At 52.0% G+C, this 12,477-nt stretch carries 10 protein-coding genes and 1 pseudogene; 3 read left to right on the forward strand and 8 right to left on the reverse strand.

Translation table 11 applies throughout. From position 1 onward, the window contains the following. Positions 1 to 57: 57 nt before the first annotated feature. The gene (locus NTD82_RS16795) at positions 58 to 786 is read right to left on the reverse strand and encodes a recombinase family protein (protein ID WP_262129563.1); all 729 of its coding nucleotides are present in this window, start codon (positions 784 to 786) and stop codon (positions 58 to 60) included. Positions 787 to 976: 190 nt separating this feature from the next. Between NTD82_RS16795 and NTD82_RS16800 the strand changes: the two genes are divergently transcribed. Beyond that, the gene (locus NTD82_RS16800; RefSeq protein WP_262129513.1) at positions 977 to 1,999 is read left to right on the forward strand and encodes a DUF4238 domain-containing protein; all 1,023 of its coding nucleotides are present in this window, start codon (positions 977 to 979) and stop codon (positions 1,997 to 1,999) included. Positions 2,000 to 2,349: 350 nt separating this feature from the next. Here NTD82_RS16800 and NTD82_RS16805 read toward each other — a convergent pair whose 3' ends face one another. From NTD82_RS16805 to NTD82_RS16830, 6 genes are all read right to left on the reverse strand, one after another. Then, entirely contained in the window at positions 2,350 to 2,832 is a 483-nt protein-coding gene (locus NTD82_RS16805; RefSeq protein WP_262129514.1) for a GNAT family N-acetyltransferase, read from the reverse strand. Between the two features lie 873 nt (positions 2,833 to 3,705). Then, positions 3,706 to 4,278 carry a hypothetical protein gene (locus NTD82_RS16810; protein WP_262129515.1) on the reverse strand — a complete coding sequence of 191 codons (573 nt, stop codon included), beginning with the start codon at positions 4,276 to 4,278 and terminating at the stop codon, positions 3,706 to 3,708. A 1,232-nt stretch (positions 4,279 to 5,510) separates the two neighbouring features. Continuing rightward, positions 5,511 to 6,344: a hypothetical protein gene (locus tag NTD82_RS16815; protein ID WP_262129516.1), complete on the reverse strand. Its 834-nt coding sequence runs from the start codon at positions 6,342 to 6,344 to the stop codon at positions 5,511 to 5,513. Positions 6,345 to 6,351: 7 nt separating this feature from the next. Continuing rightward, on the reverse strand, positions 6,352 to 6,963 hold the full coding sequence (locus NTD82_RS16820) for an ATP-dependent Clp protease proteolytic subunit (RefSeq protein WP_262129517.1): 612 nt from the start codon (positions 6,961 to 6,963) through the stop codon (positions 6,352 to 6,354). A 321-nt stretch (positions 6,964 to 7,284) separates the two neighbouring features. Next, positions 7,285 to 7,992, reverse strand: coding sequence for a phage antirepressor KilAC domain-containing protein (locus NTD82_RS16825; RefSeq protein ID WP_262129518.1), 708 nt, complete (start codon positions 7,990 to 7,992; stop codon positions 7,285 to 7,287). 495 nt (positions 7,993 to 8,487) lie between these two features. Next, positions 8,488 to 9,816: a site-specific integrase gene (locus NTD82_RS16830; RefSeq protein ID WP_262129519.1), complete on the reverse strand. Its 1,329-nt coding sequence runs from the start codon at positions 9,814 to 9,816 to the stop codon at positions 8,488 to 8,490. A gap of 622 nt (positions 9,817 to 10,438) precedes the next feature. Here NTD82_RS16830 and NTD82_RS16835 point away from each other — a divergent pair. Continuing rightward, positions 10,439 to 10,540: pseudogene (locus NTD82_RS16835) on the forward strand (hypothetical protein); the annotation flags it as partial. A 1,247-nt stretch (positions 10,541 to 11,787) separates the two neighbouring features. On the opposite strand, the gene NTD82_RS16840 reads toward NTD82_RS16835, so the two are convergent. After that, the gene (locus tag NTD82_RS16840) at positions 11,788 to 12,105 is read right to left on the reverse strand and encodes a hypothetical protein (RefSeq protein WP_262129520.1); all 318 of its coding nucleotides are present in this window, start codon (positions 12,103 to 12,105) and stop codon (positions 11,788 to 11,790) included. On the opposite strand from NTD82_RS16840, the gene NTD82_RS16845 reads away from it, so the two are divergent. Next, positions 12,104 to 12,472 (forward strand): PAAR domain-containing protein, encoded by a 369-nt coding sequence (locus NTD82_RS16845; RefSeq protein ID WP_262129521.1) that lies wholly within the window; start codon positions 12,104 to 12,106, stop codon positions 12,470 to 12,472. The two genes, NTD82_RS16840 and NTD82_RS16845, sit on opposite strands and share 2 nt — an antisense overlap. The last annotated feature ends 5 nt before the right edge of the window (positions 12,473 to 12,477 follow it).

Below are 12,477 nucleotides of genomic sequence, written 5' to 3' on the forward strand. Positions count from 1 at the left end.
TTTCAGAATATCGACGGGGTGTGGAGGCCTGCTTGGCTAGGTCGCTGAAATCGCTTCCTAGGGGCTTGCAGGGCTCACAGCAGCCTTGCTTATTTCCAAACCTAGGCGGTGCATCATCCTCATGACAGCCGTTGGCGACCATTTACCACCGCGTGCAGTGGGTATGTTGCGTGCAACCAGGCAATCAGCTACTGCCTGTAAGCTACCGGCTCCCTTGAGAACGCATAGCTCGATGGCGTCCTTGACCAGTGCTGCACGGTCGTCTGCCTGCTGACGCTGTGTATCGTGCCCCTTCGCCCTGTTCAACTTACTACGGCCTTTGGCGAGAGCCTCAGAGCGATTGCTGATCTTCTTCACGGCATCTGCATCACCGCCAGCGGCACGGGCTTCTAGCGACTTGAGAGCGGCCTTGGTGCGTTCGCTGATGAAGCGGCGTTCTTGTTCAGCCAGTACGGCGTAGATATGAAGCTGGAACGCATCGGCGGTTGGCATTGTGGCTACGCGAAACTGGTGGCGCTTCATTAGCCCGGCTATGTGTTCAACGTCGCGGCTCAGCCGGTCGAGCTTTGCCACCACCACTGGATGCCCGGTTGCGAACGCCTTGGTCGCTGCCGGACGTTCCAGCGGGTGAATAGAGCCTGAGACGCCCACGTCTTCAAATTCTGCTACTACCACCCAACCTTGCTGCTCGGCAGCGAATCGGACGTACTCTCGCTGGGCATCAAGACCCAGGCCGGACTCACCCTGGCCTTTGGTAGAGACTCGGTAGTAAGCGACAACTTCCATGCTGGTGAACTCGGCTAATGGTGATAGACGAATTTTACATCTGTTAGAACGACCGATCAACAGGTGTAAATTCATTTTGGTTCGAATCATTGCTCATATGGGGGCGGATTCCATAGATCAGAGCTAGTTCGCTACCATCTGTCCCATATAGCCCCGCAGGGTTGGTGTCTTCTCATTGAGCGAATAGGCGATGCAGCAACTGCGTAAAGACAATCACTACGTTCCAAAACTCTACCTAAAACAGTGGGCGAAGGATGGCCAGATCCCAACATACCGGCTATTAGTCCCCAGCGAAAAAGCCCCTCTGTGGAAGCACCAGTCTCTGAAAGGAATCGCGTTTCATCAGCACCTCTACACATATGTAATTGGACAAGAGGAAACAGACGAATTCGAGCGGTGGCTGGATAGTGAATTTGAGGGGCCTGCGGAGCAGGCGATTCAGAGAGCCGTTAAGGGCCAGCAGATGTGCCCCGAGGATTGGAGGCGCCTTGTTCGCTTCGCGGTAGCCCTGGATGTACGAACGCCAGCTCGTCTGCGTGAGTTTCTCCAACGCCAAAATGAGACTCTGCCTGCTCTGATGAATAACCTCGTTCAGCAATCAGTTTCCAGATTGGAGAGTGCCGCTCGCTTAGGAAAGCCACTGCCTGTTCCATGTGAGGATGTCGATTCGCTTGCTCCCTTCAGCATTACCATTGAGGAAAGGGGGGATGGAACTGGAAAGCTGAAAGCGGAAGCGCATGTAGGCCGGCGGATGTGGGTTTGGCAGATGAAACACCTGCTTACCGAAACGCTTGGCAAGCTACCTACCCATAGGTGGACTATCTTGCGGCCCCCATCCGGTATGTCATGGCCAACCTCCGACAATCCGGTGATACGGCTTAACTACCAAGACTCTAGAAACTACGATTTTAAAGGCGGTTGGGGGGTCAAGAACGGTGACATATTGCTTCCCTTGGGGCCAAAGCACCTGCTTTACACCTGCATGGGTAACAGGGCTAGACCAAGAGGAAGTGTGCTTGATTTAACCAGTGCTGGGCTTATCCGAAGGATGATCATCGAGCATGCTGATCGCTACGTTTTTGCAACGGAACCTGGCGACATACACTTGATTCGTCCGCGTCTAGTGTGTCCAGCAACGTTCACTGCTGAGCGTGCAGCTTGGCAAAATTGGCACTCACAGCAAAGTGAGGCGGAAAGAGCTTTCGGGAACTGACTGGGAGAGACTGACTAAGCCGAGCCGTTTCGGTTGTGTAAAGAGGGGGATGTCTCAGCTCCGCATTGGTAGGTTTGGTCGCGGTCTTATCGTTGGCTGCTTCCGAGACCGTTCCCATGATTAGCTGAAACTGACGCAGGCTCTTTCACCTGTATTATTGTGGAGATTGTGTGATTGGAGCGATTTGCTTAACCCGTACTGAGCATAAGCCCCGTGATTAGGGGCTTTGCCGTCTCGCTAAACTACTTCGGGCACAGCGATGCCGTCTGCCAGGGTTAGTTCAGGCATTAGTTTATGATGGTTTTCTTTTGCCAGTCCGACCGGGTGAAGAGTATTGCTATTCGTAGAGCTTATGCAGCCTGTTCGAGAGCATCACGCACATCAGTTATCGAACCGATCCAGTCATCACCCTTGTTGATAGGCTGAAACCCAAAGCGTTCTGCAAATCTTGCAGAGGCTTCAGATGTTGTGGTTTCAATCGCAATTTTGTCGTATCCAATCTCTGCTGAAAGGTCTACGAGCATAGTCAACAGTTTGCGGCCGTGTCCTTTCCGCTGCTCCTTGAAGTTGATTCTTGCGATAACCAAGGTGTCTCTTGGCCAAATCGTCTTCGGGTGGGGGAACAGTCTGAAGTAAAGATCGTATTTTGCAGTTTCAGCTTTTACCGTTCTGCCATGGCCTGGGTGTAGGATTCTCTTAACCCATCTTTCAGAGTAATCAAAGTTCTCCATCAAGTAGGGGAGTAGTTCGCAGAGTAGGCGGTCGCAACCCTGTTTTGCGTACTCATGCCAATCATCTTCGTGAGCAGTTGGCTCTGGCTTTTTGATATTCACTGACATACTCCCGGTGGCTTGATTTGATCTTCAGGCTAGCGAGCGGTTCGCAGTTCTGTCAAGCACTTGGATGAGCTTTTCTGAGGGCGGGAAGGGGTGAATACATACGCGTCTTACAGTTAACTCGTACACGCAACCAATGCTCTCTCTTGCACGAAGTGTTGGTCTTTTCTTTTGGCAAAGCAACCGCTGTTTATGTATTTCAAAAACTCCACAACTAGCGCGTTCGGCTCCTCCCAAAAACTAAACAACTTCCCAGGGTCGCTCAGATTGACATCCATTATTCTTGCCGTCTGCTTCGAGCTGTCTGATCTGTTGAGAATTCATGAAGCAGAGCTTTGTCACATCAACTGTCAATGCTGTTTGGGGATGGGGTGGGCATATGCACCGGGTTACAACTCCGTGGTCAGCATCTCAGACTCGTCCGACAGTACCTCTACAAGCCCCAATATACGGGGCCTCCACAGAGCTACCACCCCCTAGCCCTGTAGGGTAGCCAAGGGTAGGGGGGTGGTAAGGTCGGACAATACGTCTCTGATGGTCCGCTCTGATACACGCCATGCTGATGCCATTCCTTCAGTTGTCTCATGTTGGCGATGCTTCAATACATAGTCTCTAAGGGCGATCTTGTCGTCTGGTGTAAGTGGCAGGATCTCTGGAGTCTTTCGTTTGGCGATGATTGAGTATATGTCGATAGGGGTATCATATTTTAATCTGGCGTAGTACTGATTCAATCGCCCATCGGTTGCTGGATAGAAAGTTGTTTCTTCTGTGCTGGTAGGTGTAAAGCTAGAAGAGATAACGCGTTGAATAGTGTTCGACTGCTTGTGTACTGCGAAATAGTTCAAGGGTGTTTCCAAGTGGGTAGGGCGTTCAGCTCGCCTCTGGTGATTGTGAATACGCACTGACGAGGTCAGCCAAGGCTGCCTCTTCGTCTAATAGGTCTTGTTGGATTTTTGCCAGTGCTGCTGCTTCGGCTGCTGCGGCTTCAGCTTCTGCTGTTTCTACTTTGGTTGCAGCAAGGGCTTTCTCTTCACGACGACGCTGAATGGATAATGTGATCTCAACTTGGCGAGCTGTCTCGGCTGCGTTTAGCTCATATCGATGTTTTTCGTAATCGGCTCGTACTTCATATGTTAGCGTGCGAAGCTCAGACTTAATCACCTTATCTGGCTTTCGCAACTGGGCTTTGAAGTCGAGGGTGTCGTATCGGGCATTGACGAGGGTATACCCCTTTCGCCATTCTTCCTGCAAGTCGAGCAGGGCGAGATGAAGAGGCTTCTTACACACCCACTCGATATTGGCAGCGGAGTCTTTGAAGAACAGCCCTTGAGCGTTAGCGTTGTAGCGTGCAACCTTCTGCTCTATCAACTGGCTTAGCTCTGCTTCATCATGCTTGAAGAACTCGACGACCTTCTCGCCATATGAATATTCTGTGCTATTCATTGTTGGGGTGTTTCCTGTTGTTGTGGTTCATTGTTTGTTGCTTCCTGAGCAAGATACTGTTGTTCTAGCTGGTCTCTGGTGGTTACATTGTTTGCTCTATGGTTTCTCGTCTGACAGGTTGAGCTGCACCAGCGGGAACGGTGTGACCGACTGTAGTAGGTCTTGTTGCAGTGGTCGCAAGACTTTCGCTGCAATGGATAACTCTTTTGCATGTTTATACTCTTGTTTGGGTAGATGTTTCTTAGTGGCAATAGAAAACCCGTCACTCATTGCGAGCTTCGGGTTAGTATCTATTGAGTTGTCTTGCTGCGTACTGTTCGTTTGTACGCTATTGCCCGTTGCAGGCAACGATTTAAACTGGTGGCCAGTTCCGTTCAATTAATACTAATCTTACCACGGTGGTAAGGTTGTCAAGTGCTTCAGGCTCTATTTGGAAACTTTATTTTCAGGGGGGCTTGTGGTATGTCTCGTGTTTTGGTTTCTGTTTTGATATGTGCCGTTAACAGCCTGTCAGTGTGCCCAAGTAGTGATGCCTTGCTCAAAGCACTATACTATGTAGTAGGTGGGGATAGCCTTACGCTACTATAGGTCCTGCACGGTGCGTGTTAGTGTGTGACGTCTCGTCACGAGTTAAGACCCCTTCTAGGTTGGTCTAAGCTAGTGGGTGGGCGGTGGTGCACCACACTGCTTTGTACAGTTAGAATCAATATATGATGCCTCACGGCATAGTGGTAATAGAGAGGGGGCAGGAGCGAAAGCCCCCTTACTGCTTGGTTTTAAGCTGTGGTTATATGTAACGTCCCGTTACGATGTTATGTAGCACGAGAAGTCTATAGAGTTGAAAGCAAGACCAAGAATGGGGGGAGGGGTTCACCCCTTTCTTCCCCTGCATAATAGAGTTGTTATCCCGTGCTTCAAGCACAGTTGTTTCTGTTGTGGCGTAGGCGCCACAAGTAAACAACATCTACCACTCTTTGTACGGTATATAAAGTCAAGAGCCAGAGCGGGAGGGGGCTGCCCGCCCCATCTCTTCCATTAAAAATATAGAGATGTCATTCGTGCCCAAGGGCACAGGTTTATATATCTGACGTTGACGCCGCTAACAGTTAACTTCAGTAGATGAAATTTCTGATATGCGGTTGCATGTCCAAAATCTGCCATGCACTGAGTATGGTGGGCGTGAATGTCAGTTTCAGGACAAGTGAGACTGGTTCTCGGATGCGGTCTGTTGTTCAGGCTTTAATCCATCCCTTTGCCTCTACGAAATCAAGAAAAGCGTCCAGCCGGGAAGGTTCGGGGTAATACTCCGTAGGCTTTTTCGATACTCGGTCCCCCTTGTGATGTGTGCCATTAGTAACCGTGACATCGGGGGTTCCTTCCAAGGCATCAACGAGAGTGGCTGTTCTATGCAAGAGCTTTTCTATGGGCTCTGGGCCGTAATCTCGGAACGCCAGCTTTAGCAGATACTGTCGCACTGCGTAGCATTGCTTCCTTCGACCAAACCCGCCCTCTTGGCCGTCAGCATCTTGTGAGGTGCCGTGAAAAACCATGTATTCATTTACATACTCATCCACCCTGCTCATCAAGTCGGTAGCTGCGCTTATCAAGAATTCGTTACTTACCCGTGGGTTGCCTTCATCAATCCAGTCGGGTAGAAAGAACGCGCTGCAACCTAACTCATGTGCTTGTTCATGGACTTTCTCTTTCACACGTTTGAGGTGGTCGGCGGTGTACTTACTTTCATATCGGCCTTTTGACGTGCTCCATGTGCTGCCATACTCTTTGTGTAGAATATTTCGCAGCTCATGGTCTCGGATACCTTGGGTTCGGATCGCTAGTGGAAGTGCTCGTTCGATAGATTTGGAAAACGGTGACTCAGCTCTCGAAATAGGGCTTCGTGTTCGTTTTGGTTTTGGTGTCCCTTTCACTATTTCTTTAACTTGCCGCTCAGTAAGTCCGGTGGCTGCTCTAATCTGGATTTGAGTCGCACCTTTCTTGCGAAGTTCGATGGCGGTCTGTTCTGCAATGGTCGTTTCAGTTGCTTCAGGTGTGGTGCTGGTTGTCATGACTCTCTCAGTAAACGCTCTCTGCTTCGCGTTGTGCACGATGCTTCGCGTACTTAGGTAGACGCTGTCGCAGATCATCTGCGAAGAAGTACAAGTCTTTCCCGTTATCCAGAATGGCTGAGAATTCTTCTTCAGTCAGGAACCCTGCGTAAGTTCGTTGTACCCACTCACGGTTTACACGCTCTGTGTAAGCAACGCTCAGTCGTACATCCGATTCTTTCCCGTAACCCGGCGAGTAGGAACAGGCATGCACCATCATTGTGCTGCTGTCATGTATCACCCACTCATCAGCGTGCAGTGCAATAGCAGAGGCGGCCGAGGCGCAAGTCATGCCGATTTCGACAACGATGTTTGCTGTACATTCATCCATGCGACGGCAGAGATAGTCGCAGGTCTCAAGGCTGCCCCCTGGTGAGAACAGCTGAATGTGGATTTCATCTTTAGCTGTTGCATCAGCGAGAATTTGAGTTAGCTCACCGTATTCGTCAATTCCTCCAATTGGCCCGGTTGCTGGAACAACGTATTGAGTGTATATCAGTTGCTTGACAAGGATGTTCTTAGAAGGGCCAATGGTTACAAAGCTCTGGGGTTGGGTATTATTCATTTTCTCGATTTTCATTTTTTGTTTCTTCAGGTTATGGGTTTTCGTGGCTCGGTTTAAATATTTACTTAGCTTGGTTGGTGGCGCATTGGTTTGTTTTACGTCCAGCGTGGTCGCTGCAATGATGCTGTTCCGTTGTGAATGCTCAGCTAGTTAGGGCACTGAATATAACTTGATGTCGGCGCTAGGGGGTGGCTTGCTCAGGTACGAGTCACCCCTGAATCATATATCGTATAGGTCGAATAATGTATTCGTCCAGGCGGAATGCAACTACTGTTCTAGCGCTATGTTGTTTTAAGCTATCTGTGCAGCAATAGATTTCTGTGTCCGTTTGGTTATTTACAGTCCGTTGCGGCCATGCTTCTCGATAAACTGTTTAAGCCAGATCAGTCCTTTTCCAGTTACAAGTGGAATCGGTTTGATATTACGATTCCCTTTGGAGTCCTTATAAAACCCCCACTCTACTTTAAAACGTCCGCAGTCCAAGTGGCGCTGGTATGGAAGATTCTTCTTGTAACCGCCTCCTGTAATAATCCCATGAGCGAGAAGGTAGTTTATGAACCGAATTTTTCCGGTGCCAAGAGTCTTGGCAGCGACTCCAAAGTTGACTGCATCATTTGATTCGTTCATGGCGTCGTAGAATTCAATTTTCTCAGAATTCATATCGAGCTCTTTCTGAAGTTCACGCACCTGCTCTTGGTGGTCGAATACAAATTGCTCCAAGATGGACTGCACCATGTTGGATCCCGAGATCATAATGTCTGGGTCGCAGCGATGCAGCTTGAAACAAGGTACTACCGTGCCTGTGCTATCGGTGAATTCAGTGAGGAATTTACTTGGGCAGAGATTAAGGATTTTAAGTGCTGTGTAAATTTCCGACATAATCTGATTGTGTGTTTTTCCAGCTAGCAGCGCCACTTCTGTGCTGTACACTGTCGTTGCTATTACCTGGTTGAGCTCAGCAATTACCTTCATCGGTGGCTGATGTGTGCTATAGCCTGGACGCTGTGAGGAAGCCCGGCGACGTTGGCGAGCAGTGATGTGCATGCTATGTTTCTGATTCATTATCTTACCTTATTTAAAGCAAAGCTCTCCCGTGCTCTATGTGTGAACATATATAAGTGGGAGAATATTATTGGTGTGTCTTGCCGGTGTGGGTTATATGCGGGTGGCTAATTCATGGGGGTTCTCCTTTGGTTTTGCATACAATTCGTGTGTATCGCTCGCTTCGTTCTTATGTCATGGTCTTTGCTCTTGTGTTTGGTTGCTTTTTGTATCAGTGCGGGATACAGTCTTCTTGCTGTTGGTCCGTCGTTGCTCTGTGTGGCGCCATCCTAGCGAAACGCTTTTTAAAGGCAAGTTTTTTATAAGTTTAGTTTTTGCTGTTCATGTGTATTGTTCCGTATTTGCTGGCTTTGACGGAAGTTTCCCCCCCTGGAACTTTCTTCTATCACGTAGACTACAAATGTTAATTTATAGTTGTTTGAGTGGTAGCTGAGCATCGACAGCGATGCTCGGTGAGTCGCAGTGCTGCCAAGGCGGCTAGTGGCATGGAAGCCTGTTCGTTATGGAGGCATGGATGTCGATATGCGTCAGGGCATCCGCTATGGCTTTAAGGTGGCTTCGGCTGCCGTAGATGCTGAACGTGACTGCACCGTCCTCGTGTCCAGCGATGCGTTTGATGAGAGAGTCCTGCACCCCGGCATCCCGTAGGTCGTCTATGAGCGTGTGGCGGAAGCTGTGGAAGGTCTTTCTGGCGTCGGTGATGCCGAGGCGAGTCTTGTAGCGACCGAACCACTTCGAAGGAGCATGGCCCAGCTTGCCTCGGACGGCTTCCAGTTCGGGGAATAGGCGATCAGCACCTGTGGCCCTGACGGACTCGACGTGATGCAGCAGGCCCAAGTCGATCAGGGCGGGGTGTAGGGGGATGATTCTCCGGCTGCTGGCGTTCTTCAGGTTCTGGCCGTCCCGGCTGTCGTCAATGCGTATGCACTGGATGCCCTGTTGCTCGATGAAGTCGTCTATCCGTAACTGGCAGATTTCCTCTAGGCGAGCTCCAGTGGCACGCCCCATGAGCGGCAACCAGTATCGCCACGGATGCTTGCGGCCTTCCTTTAATAACTGCTGCTGGTCGAGCAGGACGGTCAGGTCGTGCCGGTCGAAGGACAACCGGGCTTCCTTGGCCGATCCCGTCATCACCTTCATTCCCGCTAGCGGGTTCTCCGCAACGTAGCCGTTCGCCTTGCACCAGTTCATGAACGCGGTGAGCTTGCGTAGCCGGTTGTTCACTGTGACGGCAGTGATGGTCTTGTACGTGCCACCTGACTCCACGACCTGCTTCAGTGTCTTGCCCTTGAACTCAGGCCGTAGGGCGAAGTACTGCGGGCACAGGCTCAGCCGTTCCTTCAGCAGGCGGGCTTGTTGCACGTCGAAGCTAGAGGGAGGCATGTCACCCATCAGATCGAACAGATCAGCCATTGCCCGTTCGACTTCCTCGGTGCTGCCTTGGCGCCATGTGCCGCCGCGTTTCCCTTCTTCTATATATAGCTTCGACAGGGTGGCCAGTGTGGGGCCATCGCTTACCTGCTTCGCGGTAGCTGTTTGAGCTGGTCTTGGACTGAGCCGAACCAGTGGTGCTGGGGTGGCATCCCTCCATTCCCGACACAGCACACGAAGCGTTCGAAGGTCTGTTAAAGGGTGCTCGGAGAGGTGGGCATGCAGCCGCTGGACGAGAGACGTGGCAACGAACAAGGCACTTTGACGATGCCGAATATTCAGACTCAATCGCAGAGTGTTACACCTCGGGAAGAGGTGCTTCGGCAGCTTGAGATTCAGGTAGTAGAGCGCCCCGCGTTTGATAATGTAGGCCATAGGTGTGACACCAAAGTGTTACAGCAAAGTGTGACAGTGCTAGCCACACCCTTGGTATCATCTCGCCCGTGCATCGTATCCGCACGGTAGAACTATTGGAGTCCCATCAGCTTGAAACCCTTGCCCCATAAGGCCCGCAACGATTACCGAGCATCCGTGGATGCCACCTGGTCAGAGCCGGAAGGCAGCAGCCATAGCGGGAACATCGTGTGCCGGGGTGTGGCTGGTGGGGCCGCCTCCATTCCGGGGTCTGAAAGTCTCTCTGACCCTGTCGGCAACACCCTTCACCTGCGGATCAGGCTGCATCGCTTGTTCTGTCATTGCCTCTTTTCTGAGGTTTCTTCTCTCAATAAAAGTCAGTAAGCGTCCGGTGTTGAATCGGGATGTGTCCTACATTCGTGCCTGTCTTGACGCTGCCTTGGGTGAAAAGCGCGTCTGATCGGAATGGGGTAACTCTCTTTTTTTGCGGTCATGCGCTTGGCGGCTGACCTGCATCGCGAGCAGATAGGGGCCTTTGGGGCGCTGCTTGAGGGGGCGCCTATGGCAGAAAACGGCCCAGATTGTGTGAAAACATCAGCGATTGTCTAACCTCCTGATTATCGTGATCGTGGCAGGGACAATCATGAAGCGATTCATTGAGGGTGAGGTTCGGACGCCGTTCACATTGCTGCCGAAGTGTCTGGACGATTACGTAGCTGAAGAAAACCCAGTTCGGGTAGCAGACTTCGGCGCAATCCATCCAGGCAGAACTCCGTATTCGTATAGCCCCTGGGAAATGGAAGACGATAAAGGCGCATTGGCATTGACCGGGGCGGCCAAAGAGAGTCGAGGCCTATCCGGGCATCACAAACGCTTGCGGGCAGAAATTCCGAAGGGCGCAGCCATTGGCCAAGAAACCAGTGTCCCGTCCCTACAGGAATCAAACATGCGGAAAATTCTAACCGTCATGGCGATGCTGGCGCTTGCCGGCTGCTCTACCCATACCGGCCAGACTGGTCAGATGATCGTCGACTCCGCCAAGGACGGCGACGTTCTTGGTGTCGGAATCATGAGCGTTGCCCTGCCTTTCATGGTTGTCATGGATGTCGTCACCTTGGGCGACACCTCGAGCGACACCTCGGATGACGAAGGCACGGAAAACGTCGCCGCAGCGGCGGAACAATCGGCAACCACTTACACCGTGAGTCCAGGTCAGGAGCAGGTCGCGGCTCACTGCCAGGCAGAGATTGCTGCCCTGACACAGGCGAAAAGCTGTACCACCTATCCCCAGTTCTGCGGTCAGTACATAGAGGCCGCTCTCGGCGGGGCGAAAGACAACAATACGTGGTCCATGCACCCCTACGAAAAACGCCTTGGCCTCATCCAGTACGACATAGGTAAGCTCAATGAATGCGCCGCAGACGAGGCGTGCTACAGCACCGCCGCATACGGCAATGGTGATGCCGAGTACCAATTGCTCATGGCGTGCGCCAAGGACTATAAACTGAGTGCGCTCAAGGCCACCGGCAACCCTGACAATAAAGCGCCTGAAATCGTTGGCGGCGGCGAATCGGGTCTGACGTTCGCCTCCGGCGACTGCGAAACCCGCAAGCAAATCGTAATCAACACGAAGATCCCCGATAACGCCTCCGTCACCAGCAGCACCGAGACGGTAATGTTCATGACCAAGACGGCTATCGATATGATCGACGGAGGATGTCCTGGCGGCACCCCTCAACAGCGTATCGATGAACGCAAGCAATACCTGGACGCCTACAGCGCCGCCGAGGATGCATGCAACGCCGTGCAGTCCGGCGACCGAAAATGCGCGCCTCAGAAGCATTTCTAAATGCCTTTTTTACGATTCTTTGCCGGGTTGGTGGGCACACTACTGGGAGGGCAGAAATGAAAGGACGGACGCTGAAGGGACTGGCCGCAGGCGTTGTCCTGATGTTGGCGGGGTGTGCTGCATAGCCTGTACTGACCTGCGGGTTAGGCAGCATTGCCTGTTCCGTCGTCTTCTCTTTTCTGAATTCCTTTGTCCCGATAAAAGCGATGAATCCGTAATGGAATCTCACCAGTGGTTGTGCCAGATGGTTTTGGTGTCGCCTGCCGCCCTGAGCGGGTAAGGGGGCAGGCATTATCCTGCGGACCTTTTTTGCGGTGACTGATAGCCCTGTCAGAAAGATCCTGCTTAGCGCTCGGAATCCGCCTGCTTACCATCAAGCTGTCCTCTTGCAAGCATCTGTCCTTGGCCTTGGGAGCTATTTCCCGGGAGGTTTTGGACAAAGCAGAAGGACGCAGATTCATGGTGCTCGGCTACCTCATTCGCATTGGCGACAAGACCACCTGTGGTGGTCAGGTGCTAACCGGCGACAGCGAATTCATCATCGAGGGCTTGCCGTCGGCCCGTCAGGGTGACTCGGTGACGTGCGGCGTGACCGGGAAGACCTATCAGATCCACGGCGGCATTCCGTCATTTATCAACGAAGGCGTACTGGTCGCGGGAAGCCTGGACAGCTTCAGTGGCTGCCCGTGTTACGCCGGGTTGATTCCCTCGGACTTCGGCTTCTCTTACGAGTCCACCAACAGCGTCATGGCGCCGAGGCACAATCAGCCCTCGACCACGGCTTCGACCAGCCCGGCCAGTCCAGCCGGGGCAACAATCCTTCTCTAGCCACC

The sequence above is a fragment of the Pseudomonas sp. 5P_5.1_Bac1 genome (genome assembly GCF_025466015.1).
Taxonomy (GTDB): domain Bacteria; phylum Pseudomonadota; class Gammaproteobacteria; order Pseudomonadales; family Pseudomonadaceae; genus Aquipseudomonas.

What these genes read in the sequence shown, in the direction of transcription:
- NTD82_RS16795 (WP_262129563.1), bottom strand. Translation starts at nt 786, where the DNA reads ATGGAAGTTGTCGCTTACTACCGAGTCTCTACCAAAGGCCAGGGTGAG.
- NTD82_RS16800 (WP_262129513.1), top strand. Translation starts at nt 977, where the DNA reads ATGCAGCAACTGCGTAAAGACAATCACTACGTTCCAAAACTCTACCTA.
- NTD82_RS16810 (WP_262129515.1), bottom strand. Translation starts at nt 4,278, where the DNA reads ATGAATAGCACAGAATATTCATATGGCGAGAAGGTCGTCGAGTTCTTC.
- NTD82_RS16815 (WP_262129516.1), bottom strand. Translation starts at nt 6,344, where the DNA reads ATGACAACCAGCACCACACCTGAAGCAACTGAAACGACCATTGCAGAA.
- NTD82_RS16820 (WP_262129517.1), bottom strand. Translation starts at nt 6,963, where the DNA reads ATGAAAATCGAGAAAATGAATAATACCCAACCCCAGAGCTTTGTAACC.
- NTD82_RS16825 (WP_262129518.1), bottom strand. Translation starts at nt 7,992, where the DNA reads ATGCACATCACTGCTCGCCAACGTCGCCGGGCTTCCTCACAGCGTCCA.
- NTD82_RS16830 (WP_262129519.1), bottom strand. Translation starts at nt 9,816, where the DNA reads ATGGCCTACATTATCAAACGCGGGGCGCTCTACTACCTGAATCTCAAG.
- NTD82_RS16845 (WP_262129521.1), top strand. Translation starts at nt 12,104, where the DNA reads ATGGTGCTCGGCTACCTCATTCGCATTGGCGACAAGACCACCTGTGGT.
- NTD82_RS16840 (WP_262129520.1), bottom strand. Translation starts at nt 12,105, where the DNA reads ATGAATCTGCGTCCTTCTGCTTTGTCCAAAACCTCCCGGGAAATAGCT.